The organism is Natrarchaeobaculum sulfurireducens, from assembly GCF_003430825.1.
Taxonomy (GTDB): Archaea; Halobacteriota; Halobacteria; order Halobacteriales; family Natrialbaceae; genus Natrarchaeobaculum; species Natrarchaeobaculum sulfurireducens.
Genome location: NZ_CP024047.1, coordinates 788,411 through 814,100, shown reverse-complemented (window position 1 = coordinate 814,100; position 25,690 = coordinate 788,411). Strand labels below are relative to the sequence as shown.

Below are 25,690 nucleotides of genomic sequence, written 5' to 3'. Positions count from 1 at the left end.
CGTTACCAGGGCTCGTTTTTCAGGCCGAGTTTGTACGCGAGCATATTCGTCGTCACGTGGAGAATCGGCGTGAGCACGACGACGACGAGGATCACGTCCCAGGTGAACACCTCGAAGAACCAGCCGGGAGCGAGCAGCGCCGCCAGCGGGAGCGAGACGACGACGAAGTCCAACTGATCGAGGCCGGGGAACATCGCGCCGCGCTGACGGCCCGTCCGGCGCTTGAGGAACGACGCGAGGATGTCGCCGAGCATGGCCCCGGCGGCGAGGCCGAGCGCGGCGAGCGGTTCGAACGCCGGCACGTCGACGCCGACGGCGGCTCCGACGTCGTCGGCGACGACCGTCAACAGGCCGGCGACCGCGAGACCGGCGAGAATGCCGGCGGCCGTCCCGCGCCAGGTCTTCCCATCGCCGAGAACGCGCTTGTCACCCCACGTCCGGCCGCCGTCGATCGGACGGCCGCCACCGGCCAACACTGCGGCGTTGTTCGGCACGTAGGCGGGCAACATCGCCCAGAACGCGACGACGATCGTCTCGAGTACTGCCATAGACGGCGCGACGAACTGGTGTGTCTTAACCTCCGGTGGTTCGGTCCCGGCCACGCTCGACAGCTACCTACACAGAATCTGTATTCTATGTAAACGAAAAAGTTTAGGAACTGGTCACCGAGTCGGATGGTAGAGGATCTATATCATGGTATGGGACGTCTTCGACGAGAGCGAGTACGAACACCGGCTATCACGGACCCAGGAACGACTGCTCGAGGAGGATCTCGACGCCATCGTCGTCTCCGATCCGGCGAATATGAACTACCTCGCGGGATACGACGGCTGGTCGTTCTACGTCCACCAGGCCGTGATCGTCACCCCAGAGCGTGACGAACCCGTCTGGGTCGGTCGGGATATGGACGCGGGCGGTGCGCGTGCGACCACCTGGCTCTCCGAGGAGAACATCCGAGCCTACAGCGACGATCACGTCCACTCGCCGTACGACCTTCATCCGATGGACTACGTCGCGGGCGTCCTGAAAGAACTCGAGGTCGCGACTGGCCGGATCGGCCTCGAGATGGACGCCTCCTACTTCACCGCCAAATCCTACACCCGGCTCCAGGGGAACCTGCCCGACGCGACGTTCGTCGATACGACACTGCTGGTCAACTGGGTGCGCGTGAAGAAATCGGCCCAGGAACTCGAGTACATGGAGCAAGCCGCCCGGATCTCGGAGCAGGCGATGCAGGCGGGCATCGACGCAATCGGCGAGGGCGTTCCCGAGTACGAGGCGGCGCGGGCGATCTACGACGCCTTGCTCGGCGGCACCGACGAGTTCGGCGGCGACTACCCCGCGATCGTTCCGCTGATGCCGTCGGGCGACCACACCGACACTCCGCATCTGACGTGGACCGACCGGCCGTTCGAAGACGGCGACCCGGTCATCATCGAGCTCTCGGGCTGTCGCCACCGCTATCACTCGCCGCTTGCGCGGACGACGTTCGTCGGGGACCCACCAGATGAACTCGAGCGGACCGCCGACATCGTCGTCGAAGGGATCGAAGCGGCCCTCGATCGTGTCGAACCGGGCGTCACCTGCGAGGCCGTCGAGGAAGCCTGGCGCGAGACGATCGCCCAGTACGGCCTCGAGAAGGAGGATCGGATCGGCTACTCGATGGGGCTTGGCTATCCGCCGGACTGGGGCGAGCACACCGCGAGCATCCGGCCGGGCGACGAGACGGTCTTAGAGGAGGACATGACGTTCCACATGATCCCCGGCATCTGGACCGACGAGATCGGCATGGAGATCAGCGAGACGTTCCGCATCACGGGCTCGGGCGCGGAGACGCTCGCGGACTTCCCGCGGAAGCTGTTCACGAGCTGAACTGCCCGCCGGTCAGTCGGAGGGTTGGCGCTATCGATCGGTTTCAGTCGTCTCCTTTCTGCTGTTCGTCGTCCGTTCCGTTCGTCGTCCGTACCCAACCATCGCTCGCGAGTACGAACTGACTGGTCCCACCGATTGGTCCCGCTCGCCGTCGCGTTACGCCCTCGGCCTCGAGGGAAGCGACCCAAGACAGCTCCGGCAGTAGGTGTAGAAGGCGTTGTTTTCCGTGCCACATGCCTGGCACGTGACTGCTCTCTCGTCGGAGGTGCGTCGAGAACCCATCACTGCAGATAGTCCGACGCGTCACATAGCTCTCGTCCAGACGTTCGCAAGCGTGGCCAACCGACCGGTCAGGTGTCGATAAGTGTCCCTCGAGCAGCTATGTCGGGTCGAGGACGACGTTTTCGAGGTCCCCGTCGCCCTCGAGCGCGTCGACGTTGTGTGCGACGATCTCGGCCAATCGGTCCCAGTGTTTCGGCGTGTGCCCACCCGTGTGGGGCGTGATCAGGCAGTTCTCGAGGTCCCAGAGCGGGTGGTCGTTGGGCAACGGCTCGGGGTCGGTGACGTCGAGAGCGGCTCCCCGGATCGCGTTCGACTGGAGGGCAGCGACGAGGGCGTCGGTGTCGATAATCCCTCCACGGGCGGCGTTGACGACGACGGCGTTCGGAGGCAGCGTCGCGAGTTCCTCGCTCCCGACGAGTCCGCGCGTCAGGTCGTTCAGCGGGCAGGCGAGGACGACGTACTCGCTTCGGGCGAACGCCTCGTGAATGTCCGCCTCGTCGAAGCCGAACACCTCGTCGGTCGGGCCGCCTTTTTCGGGCGTATAGCGGATGCCGATCGTCTCGACCTCGAAGCCCTCGAGGCGCTGTGCGATCTCCTGGCCGATCGAGCCGAGGCCGACGATCGTCACCGTCGAGCCCGTGAACTCGTCCGACTGGAAGTGACGCCACTCGCCGTTTCGCTTGCGTCGCCACCCTTCGTGGAGGTTGCGTGCGAAGACGAGCATGTTCGCGATCGACTGCTCGGCGATGCCAGGGGCGTGGATACCGCCCGCGTTCGTCACCGTCACGCCGTGATCCGCGAGGGCGTCTATCGGCACGTGGTCGGTTCCGGCGAACGTACAGGCGAATAACTCGAGGCGGTCGGCGTCCTCGAGAAGTGTCTCCTCGACCGTGATGCCGGTGACGACGCGGGCCTGCGGGACGAGTTCCCGCTCGTCGGTCGGCGTTCGAGCGAGCGCGACCTCGGCGTCCGGCAGGTGCTCTTGTAGGGTCTCGGCGTACGATTCCATCGACAGGCCTTCGGTCCCCTCTCGGAGGACGACGACGTCCGGTTGACTCATGGTGATATCGGGCGTCTCGAGGACGCTTTGCGTTACGATTGCGAGCGGCCGACTTATCCTTTTTGTGTACCTCGCGTCAACAGCAATTGTGTATAATTAAGTCAGTGGGGCACGCTACACACCCACATGAACGAACCTGTACGGGATCGGCTTGCGACGCTGCGACGGGGTCTGCATCGCCACCCCGAGCCGGCCTGGCGCGAGTTCTACACGACCGCTCGGCTCGTCGAGGAACTCCGTGCGATCGGCGTCGACGAACTCGCCATCGGCCCCGACGCGTACGACCCCGGAGACCGGATGGCCGTCCCCGATGAGGAGGCGCTTGCGCCCTGGCTCGAGCGGGCCCGCGAGAACGGGGCCGACGAGAAGCTCCTCGAGCGGATGGCCGGTGGGAACACGGGGGCGGTCGCGGTGCTCGAGCGCGGTGACGGCCCCGCCATCGGCCTTCGTGTCGACATCGACGCGCTGTTCATCGAGGAGTCGACGGCCGCAGAACACGATCCAGCCGCCGAGGGCTTCCGGTCCGAGTTCGAGGGGACAATGCACGCCTGCGGCCACGACGTCCACATGACCTGGGGGCTTGCGGCGCTCGAAGCGATCGCCGAGAGTGACTTTTCAGGGCGATTCGTCGTCTTCTTCCAGCCCGCCGAAGAGCAAAGCGGCGGTGGACAGCCGATGGCCGAAAGCGAGTTCGCCGCCGATCTGGACTACCTGCTCGCCGCCCACGTCGGCCTCGATCACCCGACGGGTGAGGTCGTCGCCGGCATCGAGAAACCGCTCGCGATGTGTCACGTCGACGTAACCATCGAGGGAACCTCGGCTCACGCGGGGAAAGCGCCGAACGAGGGCGACAACGCCATGCACGCGATGGGGACGGCGATCGAAAACGCCTACGCGATCCCACGGCACGCAGACGGGATGACCCGCATCAACGTCGGCTACGCGGAAGCCGGAACCGCGAGCAACGTCATCGCCGAGCGAGCCCACATGGAGGCCGAGGCCCGTGGCGAGACGACCCACCTGATGGAGTACGCCAAAACTCGACTCGAGCGCGTGATACAAAGCGCGGCCCGAATGCACGGCTGTCGAGCGGACGTCGACGTGGTTAGCGAGTCGCCTCGGGCCGACAGCGACCCACAACTCGTCGACGTGGTCGCAGCGGCCGCAGGGGAGGTGCACGGGGTAGAACGCGTCGTCCCCACGGCCGAGTTCGGCGCGAGCGAAGACGCCACCTTCCTCATGGATCGCGTCCAGCGAGAGGGCGGACTCGCCGCCTACCTGATCGTCGGCACCGACCATCCGGGAAGCCACCACACACCGACGTTCGACGTCGACGAAACCAGCCTGGAACACGGCGTCGACGTCCTCGTCGGTACGGTTCGGGAACTCGAGCGGCGACATCCGATTCCACGAGGGGACGCCGTCGGCGGGCAGTAACTCGAACCGAACCCCGACATCGGTGGCTCAGGCCGCGTCGGGGAAGAACCGACCGTGAAAGCCGAACGGAGCGACGTGCGGGAGTGTCGCCCGTGCCCGCTCGGAGAGCGTCTCGGCGTCGAAGACGAGTACGAGCGACTGCGCCGCTTCGACGTCGATCGCAGTTGCGAGGACGACCCCGTCGTCTTCAGCGGCACCACCGGGGCGAGGGACGAATCGCGGCTCTTCGACGTACCAGCCGGACTTCCACCACTCGGTGGCAGTCCCCGTCTCGAGGTCGAGCTTGACGAGGCCGTTCGCCCCGCGGCGGTCGGTCGTCTGGCCGTAGAGGAACCGGTAGGGTCGACTTCGAGCGCTCGGCGCGACGGTCGGAAACTCGAGGCCGCCGGGATAGCGCGTCGCCTGCTCACGGACGACTCTATCGTCAGACGCGTGCGGGTCGATCCGGAACCGCCGGAGTCGTCCGTCCGGCGCCGCGTCGAACCCGTCCTGGGAGAGCGCCTCGAGCGTCAGGCCGTCGACGACGTCGCCGTCGGGGAAGGCGACGAGATCGAGGACGAGCGTGTCGTCGTCCTCGAAGGCGTTCGCGTGGTGAAAGGTAAAGAACGGGTCAGTTCGGGGCTCGGCGACGAGGTCGCCGGTGTCGCGGTCGATCACCACGAACCGGACCGGTCGATCGTGGTCGTAGACCAGGGCGTCGAGTAACCCGTCGTCGCCCCACGGGGTAAGCGCACGCCAGATGGCGATCCGCAGCGGCGTCTCGACGAGGACGACGTAGTTCGGCGTCACGGAACAGTCGTGGACGTAGCCGGGGCCGATCGCGGGAACCGAGGCGATCAGCTCGCGGGTCGCGGTGCCGTTTTCGATCCGGTAGACGTGATACTGGGGGTTCCTACCGAACGTCGTGGCGTAGCCGATCGTCTCCCCGCTGGTCGGGTCGACGGTAAGGTGAGCCGTCGCGAGGTGTTCGGGGAGGTCGTCCCGCCACCGGAACTCCCCGTGGGTCTCGAGCGTGACCGGATCGAACGCGACCCGGCGCGGCGCCTCGGTGAGTGCAACGTAGTGGTCGCCAAGGCGGGCGACGTGTACGGAGGCGTTGTCGGTCGGCGTCGGCGGGCCACGGGCTTGGACCCAGGCCGCGAGTCGGCGAGCGAAGCCGACGTCGGTACCGAACTGGCCCTCGAGGCTGCCGTCTCGAGCGGCCGCGTGCGCCTCGGTTCGTAGGAATCGGTTGGTGTACCGGATCGTGCCGTCATCGAACGCGTAGCGGCGCAACATGGCGAGGCCGTCGAACCAGTGGGAGACCCTGTCGTCGCCGCTTTCGAACCGGCCCGGCCCGTTCCGAATCAGCGCCCCCGAGAGCCACTCCGGGACCGACCCGCTTGTCGGGAGCCGGTGGTCGGTCACCTCCGCCTCGAGCGATCGAAAGCCGGCCAAGAGACCGTCGTCTGCCGTCATCGTCTGCATATCGGCGTGGGCACCTATCAAACCGGAGCCTACAAAAGAACTCGACGGGGAGACAGCGGGCCGATCAGGCGGCAGTCGTGTTCGTTCCGACGGCTTCGATGGCGTCACAGAAGATGCCGACACCGAGTTCGATTTCGCGGGCGCTCGAGTCGAGCGGCGGGAGCAGGCGGATCGTCTTCGTGCCACAGCCGAGGGTGAGCAGACCGCGTCTGAGCGACGCTTCGACGACGGCGTTCCGTCGCTCGTGCGTGTCGAATTCGATGGCGAGCATCAGCCCCTTCCCGCGGACGTCCTCGACGTAGTCGGGCGCGTCGTCGGCCAGCAGTTCTTTCGCCTGCTCGCCGCGGGTCGTCGCGTTCTCGAGGAGGTCGTACTCCTCGATGGCCTCGAGGGTGAACGCACCCATCATCGAGCCGAGCAGGTCGCCGCCGCCGAACGTCGATCCGAGCCGGTTTTTCTCGGTCGGGAAAATATCGGAGCGCGAGATGGTCGCACCGACGCGAAGCGCCTTCGCCGCCGAGATGACGTCCGGTTCGATGGGGTAGTGATCCGAGGCCCAGATCTCGCCCGTTCGGCCGACGCCCGACTGGATCTCGTCGACGACGAGCGGAATATCGTACTCGTCGCTGACGGCACCGACCTCGGCCATGAACTCGTCGCTGGGGAAGCGATAGCCGCCGACGCCCTGAATCGGCTCGAGCGCGATGAACGCGACCTCCTCGGGGTTGACGTGGCCACCCTCGGGCGCGAGGGCGTTGCGGAGCTGTGAGCCCTCGCCGGCGAAGAAGCCACAGTCACAGCTGTCGGGATCGCAGGCACGGTCCGCACAGAACTGGACGGTCTCGATGCCGTCGATCTGGGGGTAATGGCGCGTGTAGACCTCCTTGGACTTCGTTAACGAGAGGGTCCCGAGGGTTCGACCGTGGAAACTGCCGGCGAAGGCGTAGCCGTACTTCGCCGGCGCGCGGTGGTCGTGTGTGATTTTCATCGCGTTCTCGATCGCCTCCGCGCCGGAGTTCGAGAGGAACACGGTGTCCATCCCGTACCGACTCGAAACCTCGACCAGTTTGTCCATCAGGTGACTCGAGCCCGGCACCGACGACTCCTCGGGGGTCGGGCCGGCGCCGAAGTACATGTCCTGGCCGGCGATCTTCATCGGCTCGACGAGGTCGAACTCGCGGAGCTTCGACGTGATCTTCTCGTTGTTGTATCCGAGGGGGGCAGCGCCGATGTGGCAGGTGAAATCCAGAAGGACGTTGCCATCGACGTCGGTGACGAACGGTCCGTCGGCCTCGCGGGTGATGTCCCAGACGAACTCGTGGGAGTATTCGCTCGGTGCAGCGTTTTCGCCGTGGAACGCAACCCACTCGCGGGCGTTTGGGCCGGGGAAGGCGTCCACGTCCGGTTCCGCTGTGTCCCTATCCATACACAGATTATGTGTACAGCGTACATTAAATATTGTTATGAAGTGGCCGTGGCACCACGCCCGAGCCCGTTGACTGCCAGTCACAACGAGGGCAGAAAACAGGTTCGATCGACCGTCAGTCGTCGTCAGAGGGCTCCGCACTCGGTGCCGGTTCGTCCGTTCGGTCGGGGCTCGAGCCGATCAGAACGGATCGATCCTGCAAGAGGACCCGACCGTGGTTGGCGCTGAAGTTTCTGGCCAGCGAGAGCATCGCGAAGAGACAGACGAACGCGAAGGGCGCGCCCGTGATGACGACCGCCTGCTCGAGTGCGCCGGCACCACCTTCTCCACCCAGCAACATGAGAATCGCGGCGGTCAGTCCGAGCACGAGGCCCCAGAAGATGCGGTTGACGTTCGACGGCTGTGCTTTCCCGCCGGTGGTCATCATCGAGACCGCGAGCGTCGAGGAGTCCGCCGAGGTGACGAAGAACGTCGTCACGAGCACGAGGAACGCGATCATGAACGCTGCGCCGAACGGGAACGCCTCGAACATGATGAAGCCGGTCACCTCCGCACCGGCTTCGAACGCCATCACGTCGGCGAAGCTGGCGATTCCCTCGTGCTGGAAGAAGACGGCTGTGCCGCCGACGAAGACGAACCACGGGATCGTGGCAGCCGAGGTCGCGACGATCCCCGTAAAGGCCACCTCGCGGACGGTTCGTCCCTTCGCGATCCGGGCGATGAACAGCCCGGCAAACGGCGACCACGAGAGCGCCCACGCCCAGTAAAAGACCGTCCAGCCCTCCACCCACGCGGCCCCGTCGGCTCCGGCACCAGCACCGGTGTAGAGACTCATGGCAACGAAGTCACTGATCATGCCGCCGATCGCCTGCGAGCCGAGCAACAACAGGAACATGGTCGGTCCGACGATGAACGTCGCGATCATCATCACGGCGAACAGCCCCATGTTGAAGTTCGAGAGCCGACGAATGCCACGGTCGATCCCGAGCACCATCGAGATCGTAAACAGGATCGTCATCGCAGTCACGACCAGCAGGATGCCACTATCTCCCAGGTCGACGCCCCAGGCTTCGTTGAGGCCGGTCACGAACTGGCTCCCGATGAAGCCCAGTGACGTCGCGACGCCGCCGATGGTCGCGAACACGGCGAGCACGTCGATCACCTTTGCAGCCGGTCCGTCGAGGTTCTCCTTGCCGAGAATCGGCGTCAGTGCCGACGATACCCGTAGCGGGACGCCGTCGTAGTTGTACGCGAAGTAGCCGATCGCGATGCCCATGATGGTAAACACCGCAAGTTGGGGCAACGCCCAGTGGAACAGCGTCTGCTGGACGGCCAGCGGAATCGCCTCCGCCGAGCCACCCTCGACGCCGTACAGCGGATTCGGATCGTCGTAATAAAACAGTGCTTCGGTCGGCCCCCAGAAGACGACCCCCGCAGCGAAGCCCGCGGAGTACAGCATCGCGAAAAACGACAGGAAACTGTACTCCGGATCTCCGTCACCGAGTTTGATCTTCCCCCACGGCCCGACGATCAGGAACAGAAGGAAGACGACGATCAGGAACACGATCACCAGCAGCGCCCAACTCAGATAGCTGAGCATCTCGTCGTGAACCAGTTCGATCGTCCCGGCGACGAACGACCGATCGAGGAAGAACGCGACGATCACACCCACCGAGAGCAACGCACCGAAAACGAAGACGATCGGATCGAGTTCCTCGAGGAACCGATCGATCGCCCCAGAGTCCTCCGCGCTCACGAGTTCTCACCTCGAGCGTTCAGCAGACAACCCGCCGTTTCTGGACACCTATCCCGATCGTACACTGTGGTGAGGGATGACATACCGCGACACATGTGAAGAAGGAGCATAAATATTTCTTTTCCGTATCTGTCATACACAGATTGCGTTTATTGAAATGCTCAACTGATCAGCTCTCCGACACCGTCTCGAGTGGATACTCGTTAAAATTTGTAGGTATATCTGGAGAGTCTCCAGATCTGCAGAGTATCGTCGCAAATATGGCCAGTTCTGGCCGTTTCTAAACCAACAGTCAACTACTCGAGCAGCCAACCGCTCGAGCAAATGAGCCGATTACTCGAGCAGCCAACCACTCGAGTAGCCGTAAAATCCAGACCGTACGACGTGTCGTGGTTCCTCGAACGAGTGTCAGTTCGTCAGCTCTTCGACGCTGCGTTCTCGAGCCTCGGCGCTCTCGGCGATTTTTCGTGTATACTGGTCGACGCTGTCTTTGATCTCCTCGCGAGTGGACTCCGGCGAGAACTCCTCGGACATGGTCAGTAACCGAACGAACGCGCGCAGTTCCTCGTCGGTCAGCTGGGCGAACTCCTCGTTCTCGAGTTTCTCGATCACCTCGTCGACGTCGATCTGACCGACTGGGTCGACGTTGAACTCGACGTTGACCATGCGGTAGTTCGAGCCGGCGAGACGCTGTTCGGCTTTTCCCACGCCTTCAGAAAGCATGTCCTTGAACGGGGTGTGATAGCCCATCGTCCCAAGATGAAGGAACGCGAGCATGTCCGTGATACCTTGCGTATACGCGTCGCGTTCGTCGTCATCAGGGTCGAAGACGGTGTTGCGATCTCGTTCTTCCAGGTACTCGAAGAGGATGCTGAAATCGAGAACCGCGTTTCTGACGCGCCGTCGGATCCGGTTTCGCTTCTGTTTTTTCGAGTGGTCGGTGTAATCGGTCTTTCGTCCGAGGAGGAAATCGCGATCCGAAGGGGTCAGAATCCCACGCGGCCGATCGGAGTCGGCTGCTGGCCGAAGTGACTCCGGCACGTCGTCCTGGCTCATACAAGGGAGTCGGGTATCCCAAGGATTAACCTTTCTGTTCGCCCGAACGTGTCGATTTGGACATATGTTGGCATCGGTCCGACCGCCGTCGGCTACAAACGCCGGTGCCCACACTCGAGGATGGCCTCGGTCAACACGCCAACACCGATCTCGAGACTCTCCTCGTCGACGTCGAACGTCGGCGTCTGGTGGTTCGTCGGATGGTCGGTGCCGACGAGAACGTACGACGCCAGCCCGCCATCGTCCTGGACGCGCTCCATGAGATACGTCGCGTCTTCACTCGCGCCGAACTCGGCCGTCTCGACGACCTCGTGGATACACTGCGTTGTCTGGGCCACCTCGCCGACGAGATCTCGCAGCGCGGGATCGCTGTCGACGCTCGGTGACTCGCTGATCACGCGCGGCGTGACGTCACAATCGTGCATCTCCGCGGCGGCATAGAGGACGCGCTCGAGTTCGGTTCGCGTATACTCCATCAGCGCCGTCGTCTCACCACGGACCTCACACTCGAGGGTGATCTCCTCGGCGATGACGTTGCTCGCCGTGCCACCGTGGATCGAGCCGACGTTCACCCGGGTCATCCCGTCTGCGTGCCGTGGGATCGCGTAGGCGTTCTGAATGGCCGTCGCGACCGCCTGCATCGCGTTCGCCCCCTCGTTGGGTGCCTTTCCGGCGTGGGCACTCGCTCCCTCGAACGTGACGGTGATGTGTGCCATTGCCAATGGTTTCTGGACGCCGGCAACGATGGCTCCCGTCGGATGGTCTAACCCGAGGTGGACTGCAAACAGGTACTCGACGCCGTCGAGGTATCCACCCTCAGCCATCGCCTTCCCGCCACCGCTGATCTCCTCTGCTGGCTGGAAAAAGACCGTAAACGTCCCCTCGAAGTCGGTTCGTTTGACCGCCTCGAGCGTCCCGATCCCCATCGCGACGTGTGCGTCGTGGCCACAGGCATGCATGTAGCCCTCGTGTTCCGACCGGAACCCTTCGTCAGCCGGCCGGTGGCCGGGATCGGCGGACTCCCGGATCGCCGTCGCGTCCATATCCACGCGCAATCCGACGGAGGGGCCCTCGCCACGCTCGAGGACGGCGACGACACCCGTGTGTCCACCGGCGGTCTTTTCGAGGATCTCCTCGCCGACGCCCGCCTCGCGAGCGCGCTCGAGCCAGGGCTCGAGGGCCTCCTCGTCGGGGACCGCCATCCGTGCGTCGGTCGCGAGACACTCCCGGCCGACTGCGATCTCGTCGACGCCGATCCGCTCGAGTTCGTCGACGATCCGCCCGGTCGTTCGGAACTCACGCCAGCCGGGCTCGGGACAGCGGTGAAACTCCCGTCGAAGCCCGCGTAGGTCCGTTCGTACGTCCTCGAGCATTCGTGGGAGTCGTTTACGCGACAAGCACTTAAGTATAGGCCGTGGCGTCGACGTTGCCGGTTTCACAATCGACGGGACAGTATCGAAAGACGCAACCGGACTACGAGGTGTCGGCGGCCACGTGTTCGATCGCCGCGACGACGACGTCCATCGCGATTTCGGCGAGCTCGTGGGTCAACACGAGCGGCGGGAGGAACCGGAGCACGTTGCCGTGGCGGCCGGCCGTCCAGACCAGCACGCCGTGTTCGAAACAGTACTGCTGGATGGCGTCGACGGCGTCGCCGTCCGGGGCACCGTCCTCGTCGACGAACTCCGCACCGATGAACAGCCCCTTGCCGCGGACGTCAGTCAACCGGTCGGTCCCGTCGGCGGCCGCTCGAAGCCGACCTCGGATGTACTCGCCGACGTCGCGGGCGTGAGCGAGCAGATCGTGGTCCTGGATGTACTCGATCGCACGGGTGCCAGCGCGCATGCCGACGACGTGTCCGCGGTACGTGCCAGCGTGATCGCCCGGCCCCCACGTGTCGAGGTCCTCGTGGTACATCGTCGCCGACAGCGGAAAGCCAACGCCGCCGAGAGCCTTCGCGGAAGTCATGATGTCTGGGGTGACCCCATGCCAGTCGCTGGCCCACCATTGCCCCGTCCGGCCCAGGCCGCTCTGGATCTCGTCGAACATCAACGGGACGTCGTTGTCGTCGGCGAGGTCACGCAGCCCCTGCAGGAACCCCTCCGGCGGAACGATGATGCCGCCCTCGCCCTGGATCGGCTCGACGAAGATTCCGGCCGGGTTCGCGAGCCCGCCGTAAGGGTCCTCGAGCACCGCCTGGACCTCCTCGAGCGCGCGGGCACAGGAGAACGAGCCACAACACTCCGAGGCGGGCCGGGAACAGATCGCCTGGGCGTCCCCGGAACCGGCGTCGGTCGACGGCGTCGGATACCTGACATGGGTGACTTCGGGCATGAGCGGCGTGTACGCTTCCTTGAACTTCTTGTTCGAGGTGAGCGTCATCGCCCCCGGCGTCGCGCCGTGGTAGGCCCCACGGAAGGCGATGAGGCCGTCACCGCCGGTGTTGTACTTTGCGAGCTTGATCGATGCCTCGACGGCGTCGCTGCCTGTCGGACCACCGAAGACGACACGGCTGTTGCCCTGCAAGCCGTCAGGGGCGATCTCGTCGAGTTTCTCGATCAGCTCGAGTCGGGCCTCGGTCGGGAAGTCGACCGTGTGAACGAACTTGTCGGCCTGCTCGTGGACGGCCTCGAGCACGTAGGGGTTCGCGTGACCGACGTTCAAGACGCCGATGCCCGCGAACATGTCGATGTAGGTGTTCCCGTCGGCGTCGCGGATCGTCGCGCCTTTGCCCGACTCGAAGGCGATCGGGATGTCGTTCGGATAGGCGACCGCGCTGCTGTCGATCTCGCGTTGTTTCTCGAGCAGTGCCCGTGTGTTCGGTCCGGGAACGTCGTCGACGGACGGTGCGTCGTCGTAGTGTAGCTCCTCGATCGGCGGTCCTGCCGTCATACGTACCCCGTCGCAGAACGTGCGTATATAATTTATCAACGATAACCACACAGATAGTACACAGATATTGAATACACCTCGAGCAGTCGGTTCACTCGGGCCTATTCCTTGCGGTGAGCTACCAACCGCTCTTGGTGTTGTCTCGTAGCAAGCGTATGATCCCATCGACCACGCGACGACGGTGTACGACCGAACCGGCACCGACTTCGAGATTTAGATGCTGGTTGACGTTCGCAAAGCTGCCCAGTACGACCTCGCAGGCGGTGCGACGTCTATAGGTGAGCGTTAGACGGATAGGTGAGCGTCAGACGGGCGACCGTCTCGAGGGCGGCTTAGGCGACCGTCTCGAGAGCAGTTCGGAGTTCGTCGACGGCATACTCGAGCTGTTCGCGCGTGATCGACAGCGGCGGCTGGAACCGCATGACGTTCTTGTAGTAGCCGCCGACGCCCATCACGACGTTCGACTCCTCGCGGAGGTAGTCGCCAACCTGTCCGGCGAGGTCGGCGTCAGGCTTGGGCGCGACGTGCTGTGGCCCTTCCCCGGACGGATCGACGAGTTCGACACCCCACATCAGGCCGAGGCCCCGCGTCTCGCCGACGACGTCGAACTCCGACTCGAGCGTCTCGAGTTCGGCCGCGAGCCACTCGCCCTGCTCGCGGGCGTTATCGACCAGTCCGTTTTGAAGTTCATCGATGGTGGCGAGTGCGGCCGCACAGGCGACGGGGTTGCCGCCGAACGTCGAGAGGTGATCGCCGGAGTCGAAGGCGTCTGCGATCTCTGCCGATGCGGTGAACGCACCGAGCGGGAGGCCGTTGGCGATCCCTTTCGCCTGCGTGAGGATGTCGGGGACGACATCGAAGTGCTCGGTCGCGAACAGCTCGCCGGTTCGGCCGTAGCCGGTCTGGACTTCGTCGGCGATGAGCAACGCGTCGTGTTCGTGGGCGATCTCCTGGACGCGTCCGAGCCACGCTTTCGGCGGGACGACGATGCCGGCTTCGCCCATCACAGGCTCGACGACGATGGCCGCGAGATCACCGCTCGTGTGCGAGCCGATTACACGCTCGAGGTCGTCGGCACAGCTCGCGTCACAGGGACCGCCGTCACACCGCGAACAGCGGTAGCCGTACGGCGGCGAGGTGTGGGAAACGTCGTTGATCGTCGGGGCCATACCCTTCTTGTAACCCTTGTTTCCGGTGAGCGCGAGGCTCCCGAGGGTTCGGCCGTGAAAGCCCATCTCGAGGGCGATGACCTCCTTCGAACCGGTGTACTTGCGGGCGAGCTTGACGGCACCTTCGACCGACTCAGTTCCGGAGTTACAGAAGAACGTCTTCTCGAGGTCGCCAGGCGTTACCTCGGCGATCTTCGCAGCGAGATCGGCGACGGGCTCTGCCGGGTGGAGATACGAACAGCCGTGAACGAACTCCTCGAGTTGGTCGGTCGCGGCCTCGACGACGGCCTCGTTACCGTGGCCGACGTTCGTAACCGAGATCCCCGAGAACAGGTCGAGGTACTCGTTTCCGTCGAAGTCTTCGAAGGTGCAGCCCTCGGCCCGTTTTACGGGGACGTGCAGGGACTTCCAGATTGGCATCACGTGGTCGTCGTAGCCGTCGACGACCGACGAGTTCGAGGATTGCTCGGACATTGCCACGTGTTTTGGACTGTGTTCTAATAAATTGTGCTATATGGGAAAATACACATTCAGTCCCGGATTTTATGGCAGCAAATCCCGTTAGCTTGCGAGCGTAGCGGCGATCGGGCGCATGCGGCGATCGACTACTATAGTAGCCACTGCACGTCAGTGCGTACCTGCTCGCCAGCTGGATCGGCGATCAGTGTGTGACTCGGTGCAGTTGTTACTATACGAACCGACAGCCCGGACGATATCGCAGCACACACCGGCATTCCCAAGTCGACGGTTCAGTATCGGCTCTCGCGGCTCAAAGAAGACGGCGTCGTACTCGACGATCGCTACGACATCGACCTCGAGAAATTCGGTCTCCGAATCACGGTGATCACCGAGTACGACGACGAGTACCACGAGCGGGTGATCAAGAACTCGCCCCCATCGAGGGCGTCACTCAGGTTCACTTCACGATGGGCGACACCGACTTCATCGGTATCGCACATCTCACGGACCGACGGATGGTCCACTGGCTCATTCGCGATTACGAGGTGATCGACGAGGCCGTCCGAACTCGAGACGCTGCTCGAGGCAGCGGTCGAGACGGCTGTCGACGAGTAAGGAGAACACCTCGCCGTTCACGGGAGAGGATGTCAACCCAAAAGGAAGGGCTCTTTAGCCCATGGTGTGAGTTGCAGTACATGGCTTCGTGGAAACGGGACTTCGCGAGCGGGCTGATCGTTCTCGGCCCCATTCTCATTACGCTCTACGTCGTCTACTGGCTCTACGGTCTCGTAGCGGGTATTACCCCCGGGCTCATCCTCGAGCCGGACGCTCTCGAGCCGCTTATCCCCGGCGATGGTCCACAGGCCCAGGAGACACGGGAACAGCTCGCGCAGTTCCTCCGCGTCGTGGTCACGCTGACGGTCTTTACGATTCTTACCCTCTCTGTCGGCTATCTCATGCGGACGACCATCGGTAGTCTCGTCGAACGCGTCGTCGATAACGTCGCCAACCGCGTCCCAGTGATGCGAGTGGTCTACAACGCCTCGAAGATGGCCGCCGAGACCGCCTTCGGCGAACAGGAATCCCTGCAGAAACCGGTCAAACTCGAGGTCTGGAACGGGCTCCGTATGACCGCGTTCATGACGGGCAAGAAGACCGACGACGGCCGCCACGTGCTCTTTCTTCCGACGTCGCCGAACATCACGACCGGCTTCGTCATCGAGGTTCGACCGGACCGGTTCACCGAGATCGACGAAGACGTCGAGGACGCACTCACCCGTGTACTCAGTGCGGGTTTCGGCGACGCAGATCGCCGTGGCATGGACGCCGGCGTTCAGATCGACGTCGTCGACGAGCTGTCCGGCCAGTCGACCACGCGTGCCGACTCGAGCGAGGACGGGACAGGAACCGCGGCGAACGACGACTAACCGAAAAAGGAACCCCAGTCGACGCGCTTACTCGACGTATTCGAACCACTCGTCATAGGCGTCGGTCTTGCGCTCGACCACGTCGAAGAACTCCTGTTGAATCTCTCCGGTGATCGGTCCGCGCGACCCATCGCCGATGACGACGTTGTCGACTTTCCGGATGGGGGTGACTTCGGCCGCCGATCCGGTGAAGAACAGTTCGTCGGCGGTGTTGAGCTCTCCACGTGAGATCGAGACGTCGTCGTGGACCGTATAGCCGAGGTCCTCGGCGAGTTCGATCACGGTGTCACGGGTGATGCCGTCGAGGATCGACTCCGAGAGTCCGGGCGTGTAAATCTCACCGTCGCGAACGAGGAAGACGTTCTCACCTGGACCCTCGGCGACGTTGCCCTCCTTGTTGAGGACGATTGCCTCGGCGTAGCCGTTGCGACGGGCCTCCTCGCCCGCGAGCATGCTGTTGACGTACAGTCCGGTCGTCTTCGCGTTCGTCGGGATCTGACTCGAGGCGTGCTTGCGCCACGAGGAGACCATCACGTCGATGCCGTTCTCCAGGGCCTCCTCGCCGAGGTAGGCACCCCAGGGCCAGACAGCAATCGCAACACGGGTCGGACAGTCTTTCGGGCTGACACCCAGCGAGTTGTAGCCGTAGTAGGCGAGCGGGCGGATGTAACAGGAAGGCAGTTCCTGCCGTCTGATGAGTGCTTTCGTCGCCTCGGTCAGTTCCTCGACCGTGAAGTCGATCTCCATCTCGTACGGCTTGGCCGACTGGAAGAGTCGTTCCAGGTGTTCTTCCCAGCGGAAGATAGCCGGCCCGTTTTCGGTGTCATAACAGCGCGCTCCCTCGAAAACGCCGGTCCCGTAGTGGAGTCCGTGAGTGAGCACGTGAATCTGTGCCTCGTCCCAGTCGACGAACTCTCCGTCCATCCAGATCGTGTCGACGTCCATCTCGTCGAATCCCATGATCGAATCTGTTGTACACCACCGTACTAAGTGTTCGCGATTTTATGGACGGAAAGTTCGACACCGTCGGCCGCCAGCTGGTTCACAGTCCTCGTCGCGTGCGGCCGGGCACGGCGCGTTCGACGATCGAACCAAAACCCAGTAAATAACGGGTTTACAAGTAGCCCTATGCACAAAGAGCTGAACCGACGGCGTTTCGTACAGGTCGCTGCGGGTGGCACCGTCGTCGCCCTCGCCGGCTGCCTTGGTGACGACGATGACGACGAGGAACTCGAGGAATCTGCCGACGATAGCGACGGCCACGACGACCACGAAGACGACGGCGACAATGACGACGGGGAATTCGAGGGAAGCGAGGGGATGATCTACGCCTTCGCGCCGAACACTATCGCCATCATCGATCCCGAAGACGGCGAGGTCGTCGACGAGATTACCGACGGCCTCGACGACGAAGGCTGGGGCGATCCGCGTATCACGGCCGACTATAGCGAAATCTACGTTATTCGAGAGTCTCCATCGCAGGTCCTGGTGATCGACACCAAGGCACGCGAGATCGTCGACGAGGTCGATATCGGACCCGATGCGACTCACATGTACCATCCGAACGACGAGGAGATGTGGGCCCACAGCGACGACGAGGGAACGTTTTACGTCATCGATACCGACTCCCACGACGTGACGGAGATCGTCGAGTCCGGCCTCGAGAACGAAGGCCACGGCAAACTGCTCTACCACGAGGACTTCGGCTCGACGGCCTATGCGACCAACGTGAACGATCCCGGCGTGGCCGTGATCGACCTCGAGAGCTACGAGCGCAGTGACTTCATCGAGTTCGCCGACGAGGACGACCAGGGGACCCACTACAAGGCCTATAGTCCCGAGAACGGGCGTGCATACGTCGAGTTCGGCGACGAGACGGTCGTCGTCGACACCGAGACCGACGAGATCGTCGACACGTTCGACTTCGCGGGTGGAATGTATCTCTCGTCCGACGAACAGGTCCTCGGCGTCCTCGACGGCGACGAGGTCAGATTCCTCGACGCCACCAGCGAGGACAGCGAAGAACTCGGCGTCGTCCCTGTCGGCGACGGGCCCGACGCCCTCCGGTACCACGAGAGCGAGGACACACGCTACGCGATCACGGCTCACACACAGACCGACGAGGCCTCCATCATCGACGTCGACGAACTCGAGGTCGTCGACATCGTCGACGTCGGCGACATCGAACGACCCGAAGACGCACACCACCTCCACCGGTCCGGCGTCGCCGGGGACGGCTACTTCGTCACGCCCGCGGACGCCGATGGGATCGTCGCCGTCGTCGATATCGAAGCCAGCGAGGTCGAACACGTCGAGGTCGAAGACGGCGTCGACACCGTCCAGTACGTCGGTGACTCCGGCGTCGGCTACTCCGGCAGACTCAGATAATGACTCCGAGTACGGCCGACTCAGTCGAGCGACGATCGGTTATCGGGGCCGCTGGCGGACTCGCGATCACGGCTCTTGCTGGCTGTCTCGGCAATGGTTCCGACGGCGCTGCAGACGACAGCGATGACGACAGCAACGGAGACGAACCCGATGCTATCGGTAGTGACGGGCTCGTCTACGCGTTCTCCCCGGATCGGATCTCGATCCTCGACCCCACCGAGGGCGAGGTCGTCGACGAAATTACCGACGGGTTCGACGACGAGTCGTGGGCAGACCCACAGATCACACACGATTACGAACGGATATTCGTCGTCGAAGAGTCGCTCAGTCAGGTCCACGTTCTCGATACCGAAACACGCACGCACGAAACCGCAATCGACGTCGGTCCAGGTATCAACCACATCTACCACCCAGTCGACGACGAAATCTGGGTACACGCTGACGACGAAGGCACATTTTACGTGATCGATGTCGACACGCTCGAGGTGAGCGAGATCGTCGAGTCCGGCCTCGATGGGGAAGGCCACGGCAAGCTCCTCTACCACGAGTCGATGGGCGACACCGGGTACGCGACGAACGTCAACGATCCCGGAATACCTGCGATCGACCTCGAGGCCTACGAACGAACGGCGTTCCTCGAGTTCGGCGAGGCTGGTGGGACTCACTACAAGGCCTACGGCCCGAGAAACGGTCTCGCGTACGTCGAGTACGTCGGTGGGACGACTGTCGTCGACACCGAAACCGACGAGATCGTCGACGAACTCGATTTTACCGGCGGGATGTTCCTCTCGCCCGACGAGGATCGACTCGCGATCGTTGACGACGAGGTCCATTTCGTGGACGTAACCAGCGAGGAGAGTGACGTCCTGGCTAGCCTCGCGATCGATGGAGGGCCCTCGACGGTCCGCTTCGGACCGGCGGGAGCGTTCGCCTTCGTCGCGAACGCCGAGTCGGCCGACGTGGCCGTTATCGACGTCTCCGAACTCGAGGAAGTCGACCGACTCGAAGCCGGTGAAACCGACAGCCGGAATCGGATGGCTGTTTCCGGGGAGGACTACTTCATTACGCCAGCTGATGGAGACGAGTCGGTCGCCGTCGTCGATATGACCGCCCAGGACGTCGAGCTAATCGAGGTCGGCGATTCCGTCGATACCGTCCAGTACGTCGGTGACTCCGGAACCGGGTATACAGGTCGATACCGATGACCGACCGCGACCGGTCTGTCCGTTTGAGCGTAACGCTTCTTCTGATCGTCCTCGCCCTCGGAGCGTTGGTGCTGGTGAGTATGACGACGCCGGTCGCGGCCCACGCCTACCTGAGCGAGACCGACCCCGGCAACGGTGAGCAAGTCGACTCGCTGCCCGAGGAGGTGACGCTTTACTTCTCGGGCGATGGCGTCGTCAACGCCGATATCACCGTCGAAGGTCCCGACGGCGAGGTCGTCTCCGACGAACCGGAGATCGACCCCGACGACACCCAGGTCGTCGACGTCCCCATCGACGAAACAGCCGCTGTGGAGGGGATGTACACCGTCGACTGGGAGGTGCTCGCCGACGACGGCCACACGACCTCGGGATCGTTCTTCTTCGCCGTTGGTGACGAGCCACTCGACCGTGACGCCGTCCTCGAGGCGTACGAAGACGACGAGGCCGACGAGTCGGTGCCGCCGCTCGAGGCAGGCGCGAAGTCGGTGTTGGTCGTCGGCGTCGTCGGGCTACTCGGGGTACCAGCAGTCGCGTTGTTCGCGGTAGGACCGGCGTTCGCTCGAGCCGGCTCGAGTCGACAGGAGACCGTAAACCGTCGGCTCTCCGTACTGATCGCGGTCGCTGCGTTCTGTACGCTGGTCGGTGCGCTCGCGCTCGGTATTGGCAGAGCCGCCGGAACCGGGGCGCTCTCTATCGGTACGCTCGTCGAGTTCACCGAAACGCCGCTCGGGCAGGCCTGGCTCCTCCAGAGCGTGCTGGCTGTCTCGCTCGCCGGGCTCGCCGGAGTCGGGCTCAAGCGGTTGGTCTCGAGACGGGGGCTCTACTGGGGGACGTTCCTCGGCGGCCTCCTCGTCACCCTCTCGGTCGCCTGGACGAGCCACTCGGCGACTGCCATCGACCGGCTGAACGGGACGATCATCGACTTCGTCCACCTCTTCGGCGCTGGGCTGTGGGTCGGCGGGTTGGCCGTCCTCGCGCTCGCTGTCGTCCCGGCGATCCGAACCGCCTCGCCAGCGGACGGCGCGGCGCTGCTCTCCCGGACGGTTCGTCGGTTCTCCGTTCTCGCGCTCGTCGGCGTCACTCTCGTACTCACGACCGGGTTCATCCTCGCCTCGTGGCACGTCCCGACGGCCGACGGCCTCTTCGAGACCGACTACGGGCTCGTCCTCGTCGCCAAACTGGCCCTCGCAACGGTCGCACTCGGGCTGGGGGGACTCAACCGGTTCGTCCTGCTCTCACGGCTCGAACCGTCCGTCCCTTCCCGCCCGGCCGACACATCGAGGCCGGTGAGCACCGACGGGGGCACCGAGTCAGCCGATCGGGAGCGATCGATCGGACAATTCGTTCGCAGCGTCCGCCTCGAGTTCGCCCTCTTGGTGGCCGTGTTGGTGCTCTCGGGTGTACTCACGTCGGCCCCGACGGCCGCAGTCGCTGGTGAAGGCGACGAACTCACGGAGTCGACGATCGAGTACGAGTACGACGACGTCCTCCTCGAGGTCACCGTCTTCCCCGTCGCCGAAGACGAGGCTGACGACGCGCTGACTCTCACGGCGGACGAACCGATCGTCTTCGAGGCCGCGTTCGTCGAAGACGGCGAGCTCGTCGAGTCGGAGCAGTCCGTCCGGTTGCTGCTTAGCGACGAGGACGGCTCCGATCAAGAGGTCGAACTCGAGGAGATCGACGACGGAGGTTACGCGACCGTCCAGCCGCTTTCGAGTGAGGGGACGTGGGAACTTCGTCTCACCGGCGCGCCCGGCGGAACCTACGTAAGCGAGTGGATCGACGCGACCGTCGTCCCCGCGGCGGACGATGCCCACGACCACGGCGATCACGGCGACGAGAGCGATGGCAGCGATGACAGCGATGACAGCGACGACGATCTGGTCGTTCACGACCACGGGCACGATCACGGCGATCACGACCACGGAAACCACACCACCTCCATCGACTACAGCGACGAGAGACCGTCGTTCTTCCAGACGCTTTTGCGGTTCGTCGCGGTCTTAACGGTGGTCGTAGGCGGTCTGGCGGTCACCCTCGAGTCGCTATGGCTCCGGGCAAACTGGGACGACTGAACGTGGACGGTGGGACACACCGGTCGGTTCGCGGCCGATCCGTTCGTTCCTGTATCCGCGACATTCAGCGAACAGTGACATCCTCCTCGCCGTAGATAGACGGGAAAACGGTCCGAACGATGCGTTACCTCGAAGGATCAGGCGGTCCCTCGAGCAGATCGTCGACGAGGCGGGTGAAGCGATCGAGTAGTCGGTCGGGAACCGTGGGTTCGATCGTCGAGAGCAACTCCCCAGTTACTTCCGGATTGGCCAGCTCGAGCGTCACGCGGTTGCGTGCGTCGTACCGTTTTTCGACGACTTCGCGTTCGACGAGCCGGTCGAGGTGGTACTCGAGCGTGCTGCGGGCGATGCCGAGTTCGCCGGCGATGGCAGCGGGGCGAGCGGGTTCGTGTTCGATCAGATAGACGACGATCTCGCGTGTGGTTTCGCGTCGGAACAGTGCGAGGGCGGCGCGTTCCCACTCGTCGTATGCGGGCGGATAGTAGTGGGTCCGACCGTAGTACTCGTCCCGGACGAGTTCGTCCTCGTCGATCAGCCGTCGAACGTGGTACTGAATCTGTCCCGGTGCAAACGCCGACTCTCTGACGAGTTCGTTGAAATGAATCCCGGCGTTTGCGTGTACGTGTGTCCTGATCTCCTGTCGAGTGGTGCTCATTGGAATCTGGATGTGTCGGGTACTGTCGCTACTCGAGTGTAGCGCCAGCGCCTTCATAACCAGTTTGCTTCGTTCCCACTGAGTAAGAACGGGTCATATGACCCGTCACGCTCGGATCGGTCGCATAGAAATGACCGAAGCACATAGGTAACTCTCGCACCGATACCGACCAGCGGCAATGAATCACACGACCCCGTTCCAGGTGGACTGGCTGCCCCCCGAGTTCGCACCAGTGCTCTTGCTCGTGATCGTCCTGGCGGTCACCGGAACGACGGTTCTCTTTCTGTGTGGCGTCGTTGCCTACTGGCGTCGGCGCTCGTTTCGGTACCTCCTGATCACCATTGTCCTCGGCCTGCTGGTCGCACGGTCGATCGTCGGTCTCGCAACGGTGTTCGGACTGATCCCCATGGCGGTCCATCACCTCATCGAACACAGTTTCGACTTCCTGATCGCGGTGCTCATCCTCTATGCCGTCTACCGAAGCGGCGCGGGTCGAAGCGACCCGACACTGGAGTCAGGAGGAGACTGATCGAAGCCGACAGCAGCCGAACGGAGCCGGGACCCATACTGTTAGACGGAAGTCAGTGAAGCGCATTCGCGGGAGGGGAGCGACGAACGCTCAGACGAGTTCTGTCCGGCAGTATCAGCCGAGGTGCTCGAGGACCGTCCGGCCCTCGAGGTAGACGAAGTCGTGACGGTCGGCGTACGCCCGGGCGTCGACAGGGGTGAGCGCCTCGCCGGTTTCGTCGTCGAGCATCTCACAGACGACGACGGCCGGAGACAGGTCGGCGGCCTCGGCGAGGGCGACGCCGAGTTCGGTATGACCCTCACGCTGGGCGAGCAGATCGGGGGCGGCTTTCAGGAGATGAACGTGTCCGGGGACTCGAAACTCCGCGGCAAACTCGACGGCTTCGGGTGCAGCGGCGGCTTCACCGAGTGCTCGGATCGTTCGCGAGCGGTCGACGTCGGTGATCCCGGTGTACGTTTCGCGGTGGTTGACGGTCAACGAGAACGACGAGCGTTCGTCGTACCCGAGGTTGTGGCAGCCGGCGGCCGGATGGTCGATCGCCTCGGTATAGAACGGAAGGTCGAACGCCTCTGCGATCTCGTGGCCGAGTGCAGTACAGACAAGTCCGCCGGCATCGTTTCGCAGCCTGGCAACGGCCTCGGGGGTGACCGCGTCGGCGTGGTAGATGAGGTCGGTTTCACCCTCACGATCGGCGGCATCGTGGACTAACACCGGCTCGCCCGCGTGCAGGGCGTCGAGGGCGCGTACGAACGTCCCTGCTTCGTCGCTCCCGTCGACGCCGGCGCTCGCCGTCGTTCTGTCCGCGTTCGACCGAGGGCCGGCGTGGTGGCCCGTCATTCGCGATCACCAACGGAGACCGTGACGTGATCGTCGTCTTCGAGCCCGAGTTCCTCGCGGAGTTTCACGGGAGCGATAACCTCGAGTTGGTCGTCGTCGTGGTGGGTGCGCTCGGGCGCGATGGTGTGGGCATCGACGTAGCGCTCGCCGGTCGCCGTCTCGATCGTCGCCGGATAACAGACCGCCGGCCCATAGGTCCGCTCGTCGTCCTCCCAGCCGTCGATCGGGATCGGCTCGAGCGAGGAGACGGCGCTGCGCCGACGAACGCTGTCCTCGCGAAGTTCGACGTTTAGCGTGCCGGGAAACGGCTCGTAGCCGAGTCGGTCCTCGAACTGACGGTTGTAACCGGGTAAGGAGATGTAGTGGCGGCCTTCACCCATTCCACTGGTGACGATTCCCTCGAGGGCGACCTCGGTGTCGCGCTCGAAGATCCGCCGGTAATCCTCGTACTCGGCGTGAAGGACGCGCTCGCCTTCGTCAGTGACCGAGACCCACTGGCCGTCACTGACCGTATCTCGCTCGAGCAATGTCGCGCTCTCGAGTCGCTGGAGCCGACGGGAGGCCGTCTGGTTCGACGCGTCGAGCCGATCGGCCAGCGCCGAACAGGAAATCTTGACGTCACCCTCGAGACCGCCCTCGAGTGCGAGCAACTTGAGAACGGCGAGTTCGTCGTGCCCGACGGCAGACTCCGCTGTGGCTGACATAGCTCTAGGTTTGAGCGGTGCCCTCAAAAGCATACCGAATATGGCATGCATAACAGAACTGCGATGGTGTTGTCGGTAGTTTACTCGAGTGACTCCCGATCCGATGTCGAAATTCGGGAGGGCGCTGGGAAAAACCCACCGGTGTTTTGACGCCTAGAACCCGTCAGTAATCGCATCGTCGATTTCTCTGACGCGGTCGGCGTCGAACGTATAAAAGCCATCCCAGACCCGAGGCTCGACTTCGTAACAGACGAGCGCCCCAGAGTCCGCCGCCGAGGCCGCGCTATCGGGTCGGTAGACCACGAACCACGATCGACGATACTTGGGACCGGTTCCCGAGTGAATCGTCGCCCCGAGCGACGAGTCGATACCGTCGTCGACCCCATAGACGTAAACGTCGACGTCGGTCCCTGCGAGCTGGTCGTAGACTTCTTTCGTGCCGAGTTCGTCCTCGATTCGAGAAAGCGTCTGGAACGCCGAACGAATCGTCCCGGAGCCACCCTCACACGCGAGTTGTTCGATGTACCGCGAGACGATGATCAACAGCAGTTTCTCTTTGTGTGCCAGCGGATACCCCCGTAGTCGGAGTCGGGTGTCCTCGAGCCCGGCTAATACGTTTGGAAGCTCGATCTCGCCCAGTCCGCGCGCTCCGGTCACGAACAGGTCGGAGTTGATCGCGAGCAACGACTCATAGAGGGCGTTCATCGACGAGGCGGCGACTGGTTCCCCATCGTCGAGCAACACCGCCAGGTCGTCCTCGTCGCTCGTCGTCACACCGTCGAGATTCGCATCGGAGACGTTTCGAAAGACGGTCTCTGCGTTCCCAGTGGCCTCGATGTCGATGCCATTGCCGTCGAACGCATCGGCGAGCATCGCCTCGAGCGGTCCCGGCTCGTCGTCGTTCACGACGGCAATCGTGTACGTGGTCGGTTCGAGCCGGTCGACGAGGTGCCGTATCGTCACTGCCGACCGTACGTTACGGTGAGAAAAAAGC

At 63.6% G+C, this 25,690-nt stretch carries 23 protein-coding genes; 8 read left to right on the top strand and 15 right to left on the bottom strand.

The features are described 5' to 3' along the window. Positions 1 to 2: 2 nt before the first annotated feature. A complete protein-coding gene (locus tag AArc1_RS05180) occupies positions 3 to 548 on the bottom strand; it encodes a CDP-2,3-bis-(O-geranylgeranyl)-sn-glycerol synthase (RefSeq protein WP_117365785.1) in 546 nt (181 codons plus the stop codon). 145 nt (positions 549 to 693) lie between these two features. On the opposite strand from AArc1_RS05180, the gene AArc1_RS05175 reads away from it, so the two are divergent. Then, a complete protein-coding gene (locus tag AArc1_RS05175) occupies positions 694 to 1,872 on the top strand; it encodes a M24 family metallopeptidase (protein WP_117363367.1) in 1,179 nt (392 codons plus the stop codon). A gap of 156 nt (positions 1,873 to 2,028) precedes the next feature. Here the strand turns inward: AArc1_RS05175 and AArc1_RS19765 are convergent, their stop codons facing one another. Further along, positions 2,029 to 2,154, bottom strand: coding sequence for a DUF7577 domain-containing protein (locus tag AArc1_RS19765; RefSeq protein ID WP_449289245.1), 126 nt, complete (start codon positions 2,152 to 2,154; stop codon positions 2,029 to 2,031). Positions 2,155 to 2,251: 97 nt separating this feature from the next. Continuing rightward, positions 2,252 to 3,214 (bottom strand): D-2-hydroxyacid dehydrogenase, encoded by a 963-nt coding sequence (locus AArc1_RS05165; RefSeq protein WP_117363365.1) that lies wholly within the window; start codon positions 3,212 to 3,214, stop codon positions 2,252 to 2,254. A 126-nt stretch (positions 3,215 to 3,340) separates the two neighbouring features. Here AArc1_RS05165 and AArc1_RS05160 point away from each other — a divergent pair, with 126 nt between their 5' ends. Further along, positions 3,341 to 4,651, top strand: coding sequence for an amidohydrolase (locus AArc1_RS05160; protein WP_117363364.1), 1,311 nt, complete (start codon positions 3,341 to 3,343; stop codon positions 4,649 to 4,651). A gap of 27 nt (positions 4,652 to 4,678) precedes the next feature. Here the strand turns inward: AArc1_RS05160 and AArc1_RS05155 are convergent, their stop codons facing one another. The 7 genes from AArc1_RS05155 to AArc1_RS05125 form a co-directional block, all read right to left on the bottom strand. Beyond that, complete coding sequence (locus tag AArc1_RS05155) at positions 4,679 to 6,118, bottom strand: carotenoid oxygenase family protein (RefSeq protein WP_228442390.1); 1,440 nt, start codon at positions 6,116 to 6,118, stop codon at positions 4,679 to 4,681. Positions 6,119 to 6,182: 64 nt separating this feature from the next. After that, the gene (locus AArc1_RS05150; protein WP_117363363.1) at positions 6,183 to 7,544 is read right to left on the bottom strand and encodes an aminotransferase class III-fold pyridoxal phosphate-dependent enzyme; all 1,362 of its coding nucleotides are present in this window, start codon (positions 7,542 to 7,544) and stop codon (positions 6,183 to 6,185) included. Positions 7,545 to 7,659: 115 nt separating this feature from the next. Beyond that, on the bottom strand, positions 7,660 to 9,300 hold the full coding sequence (locus AArc1_RS05145) for a BCCT family transporter (RefSeq protein ID WP_117363362.1): 1,641 nt from the start codon (positions 9,298 to 9,300) through the stop codon (positions 7,660 to 7,662). 408 nt (positions 9,301 to 9,708) lie between these two features. Beyond that, entirely contained in the window at positions 9,709 to 10,356 is a 648-nt protein-coding gene (locus AArc1_RS19760) for a hypothetical protein (RefSeq protein WP_117363361.1), read from the bottom strand. Between the two features lie 92 nt (positions 10,357 to 10,448). Next, a complete protein-coding gene (locus AArc1_RS05135; protein WP_117363360.1) occupies positions 10,449 to 11,729 on the bottom strand; it encodes an amidohydrolase in 1,281 nt (426 codons plus the stop codon). A gap of 100 nt (positions 11,730 to 11,829) precedes the next feature. Further along, complete coding sequence (locus AArc1_RS05130; protein ID WP_117363359.1) at positions 11,830 to 13,248, bottom strand: aspartate aminotransferase family protein; 1,419 nt, start codon at positions 13,246 to 13,248, stop codon at positions 11,830 to 11,832. A gap of 332 nt (positions 13,249 to 13,580) precedes the next feature. Beyond that, the gene (locus AArc1_RS05125) at positions 13,581 to 14,891 is read right to left on the bottom strand and encodes an aspartate aminotransferase family protein (protein ID WP_117363358.1); all 1,311 of its coding nucleotides are present in this window, start codon (positions 14,889 to 14,891) and stop codon (positions 13,581 to 13,583) included. 216 nt (positions 14,892 to 15,107) lie between these two features. Between AArc1_RS05125 and AArc1_RS05120 the strand changes: the two genes are divergently transcribed. Together AArc1_RS05120 and AArc1_RS05115 are read left to right on the top strand one after the other, a co-directional pair. Continuing rightward, on the top strand, positions 15,108 to 15,425 hold the full coding sequence (locus tag AArc1_RS05120) for a winged helix-turn-helix transcriptional regulator (protein WP_228442425.1): 318 nt from the start codon (positions 15,108 to 15,110) through the stop codon (positions 15,423 to 15,425). 146 nt (positions 15,426 to 15,571) lie between these two features. Continuing rightward, the gene (locus tag AArc1_RS05115) at positions 15,572 to 16,303 is read left to right on the top strand and encodes a DUF502 domain-containing protein (protein WP_117365783.1); all 732 of its coding nucleotides are present in this window, start codon (positions 15,572 to 15,574) and stop codon (positions 16,301 to 16,303) included. A gap of 27 nt (positions 16,304 to 16,330) precedes the next feature. Here AArc1_RS05115 and AArc1_RS05110 read toward each other — a convergent pair whose 3' ends face one another. Next, positions 16,331 to 17,263 carry a branched-chain amino acid transaminase gene (locus AArc1_RS05110; protein ID WP_117363357.1) on the bottom strand — a complete coding sequence of 311 codons (933 nt, stop codon included), beginning with the start codon at positions 17,261 to 17,263 and terminating at the stop codon, positions 16,331 to 16,333. A gap of 168 nt (positions 17,264 to 17,431) precedes the next feature. On the opposite strand from AArc1_RS05110, the gene AArc1_RS05105 reads away from it, so the two are divergent. The 3 genes from AArc1_RS05105 to AArc1_RS05095 are packed head-to-tail and all read left to right on the top strand — an operon-like array spanning position 17,432 to position 21,971. Then, the gene (locus AArc1_RS05105) at positions 17,432 to 18,691 is read left to right on the top strand and encodes a beta-propeller fold lactonase family protein (RefSeq protein WP_117363356.1); all 1,260 of its coding nucleotides are present in this window, start codon (positions 17,432 to 17,434) and stop codon (positions 18,689 to 18,691) included. Beyond that, positions 18,691 to 19,896, top strand: a complete 1,206-nt coding sequence (locus AArc1_RS05100; RefSeq protein WP_117363355.1) for a YncE family protein — start codon at positions 18,691 to 18,693, stop codon at positions 19,894 to 19,896. The genes AArc1_RS05105 and AArc1_RS05100 overlap by 1 nt, the downstream gene beginning before the upstream one ends. Continuing rightward, complete coding sequence (locus AArc1_RS05095) at positions 19,893 to 21,971, top strand: copper resistance CopC/CopD family protein (RefSeq protein WP_117363354.1); 2,079 nt, start codon at positions 19,893 to 19,895, stop codon at positions 21,969 to 21,971. The genes AArc1_RS05100 and AArc1_RS05095 overlap by 4 nt, the downstream gene beginning before the upstream one ends. Positions 21,972 to 22,095: 124 nt before the next feature. Here AArc1_RS05095 and AArc1_RS05090 read toward each other — a convergent pair whose 3' ends face one another. After that, positions 22,096 to 22,626, bottom strand: coding sequence for a winged helix-turn-helix transcriptional regulator (locus tag AArc1_RS05090; RefSeq protein WP_117363353.1), 531 nt, complete (start codon positions 22,624 to 22,626; stop codon positions 22,096 to 22,098). A 178-nt stretch (positions 22,627 to 22,804) separates the two neighbouring features. Between AArc1_RS05090 and AArc1_RS05085 the strand changes: the two genes are divergently transcribed. Continuing rightward, positions 22,805 to 23,155, top strand: coding sequence for a DUF7471 family protein (locus AArc1_RS05085; protein WP_117363352.1), 351 nt, complete (start codon positions 22,805 to 22,807; stop codon positions 23,153 to 23,155). 114 nt (positions 23,156 to 23,269) lie between these two features. Here AArc1_RS05085 and ribB read toward each other — a convergent pair whose 3' ends face one another. From ribB to AArc1_RS05070, 3 genes are all read right to left on the bottom strand, one after another. Further along, positions 23,270 to 23,992, bottom strand: coding sequence for a 3,4-dihydroxy-2-butanone-4-phosphate synthase (gene ribB, locus AArc1_RS05080; protein WP_117363351.1), 723 nt, complete (start codon positions 23,990 to 23,992; stop codon positions 23,270 to 23,272). After that, a complete protein-coding gene (locus AArc1_RS05075; protein WP_117363350.1) occupies positions 23,989 to 24,696 on the bottom strand; it encodes a DUF120 domain-containing protein in 708 nt (235 codons plus the stop codon). Before AArc1_RS05075 ends, ribB begins: the two co-directional genes overlap by 4 nt. A 153-nt stretch (positions 24,697 to 24,849) precedes the next feature. Continuing rightward, positions 24,850 to 25,659 (bottom strand): DICT sensory domain-containing protein, encoded by an 810-nt coding sequence (locus tag AArc1_RS05070; RefSeq protein WP_117363349.1) that lies wholly within the window; start codon positions 25,657 to 25,659, stop codon positions 24,850 to 24,852. Positions 25,660 to 25,690 lie beyond the last annotated feature (31 nt).

Excerpts from the sequence above, each read along its gene's own strand:
- AArc1_RS05125 (WP_117363358.1), bottom strand. The coding sequence starts at position 14,891 with ATGTCCGAGCAATCCTCGAACTCGTCGGTCGTCGACGGCTACGACGAC.
- AArc1_RS05130 (WP_117363359.1), bottom strand. The coding sequence starts at position 13,248 with ATGACGGCAGGACCGCCGATCGAGGAGCTACACTACGACGACGCACCG.
- AArc1_RS05155 (WP_228442390.1), bottom strand. The coding sequence starts at position 6,118 with ATGCAGACGATGACGGCAGACGACGGTCTCTTGGCCGGCTTTCGATCG.
- AArc1_RS19765 (WP_449289245.1), bottom strand. The coding sequence starts at position 2,154 with ATGGGTTCTCGACGCACCTCCGACGAGAGAGCAGTCACGTGCCAGGCA.
- AArc1_RS05100 (WP_117363355.1), top strand. The coding sequence starts at position 18,691 with ATGACTCCGAGTACGGCCGACTCAGTCGAGCGACGATCGGTTATCGGG.
- AArc1_RS05175 (WP_117363367.1), top strand. The coding sequence starts at position 694 with ATGGTATGGGACGTCTTCGACGAGAGCGAGTACGAACACCGGCTATCA.
- AArc1_RS05180 (WP_117365785.1), bottom strand. The coding sequence starts at position 548 with ATGGCAGTACTCGAGACGATCGTCGTCGCGTTCTGGGCGATGTTGCCC.
- AArc1_RS05075 (WP_117363350.1), bottom strand. The coding sequence starts at position 24,696 with ATGTCAGCCACAGCGGAGTCTGCCGTCGGGCACGACGAACTCGCCGTT.
- AArc1_RS05160 (WP_117363364.1), top strand. The coding sequence starts at position 3,341 with ATGAACGAACCTGTACGGGATCGGCTTGCGACGCTGCGACGGGGTCTG.
- AArc1_RS19760 (WP_117363361.1), bottom strand. The coding sequence starts at position 10,356 with ATGAGCCAGGACGACGTGCCGGAGTCACTTCGGCCAGCAGCCGACTCC.
- ribB (WP_117363351.1), bottom strand. The coding sequence starts at position 23,992 with ATGACGGGCCACCACGCCGGCCCTCGGTCGAACGCGGACAGAACGACG.
- AArc1_RS05110 (WP_117363357.1), bottom strand. The coding sequence starts at position 17,263 with ATGGGATTCGACGAGATGGACGTCGACACGATCTGGATGGACGGAGAG.
- AArc1_RS05105 (WP_117363356.1), top strand. The coding sequence starts at position 17,432 with ATGCACAAAGAGCTGAACCGACGGCGTTTCGTACAGGTCGCTGCGGGT.
- AArc1_RS05150 (WP_117363363.1), bottom strand. The coding sequence starts at position 7,544 with ATGGATAGGGACACAGCGGAACCGGACGTGGACGCCTTCCCCGGCCCA.
- AArc1_RS05165 (WP_117363365.1), bottom strand. The coding sequence starts at position 3,214 with ATGAGTCAACCGGACGTCGTCGTCCTCCGAGAGGGGACCGAAGGCCTG.
- AArc1_RS05090 (WP_117363353.1), bottom strand. The coding sequence starts at position 22,626 with ATGAGCACCACTCGACAGGAGATCAGGACACACGTACACGCAAACGCC.
- AArc1_RS05135 (WP_117363360.1), bottom strand. The coding sequence starts at position 11,729 with ATGCTCGAGGACGTACGAACGGACCTACGCGGGCTTCGACGGGAGTTT.
- AArc1_RS05085 (WP_117363352.1), top strand. The coding sequence starts at position 22,805 with ATGAATCACACGACCCCGTTCCAGGTGGACTGGCTGCCCCCCGAGTTC.
- AArc1_RS05095 (WP_117363354.1), top strand. The coding sequence starts at position 19,893 with ATGACCGACCGCGACCGGTCTGTCCGTTTGAGCGTAACGCTTCTTCTG.
- AArc1_RS05115 (WP_117365783.1), top strand. The coding sequence starts at position 15,572 with ATGGCTTCGTGGAAACGGGACTTCGCGAGCGGGCTGATCGTTCTCGGC.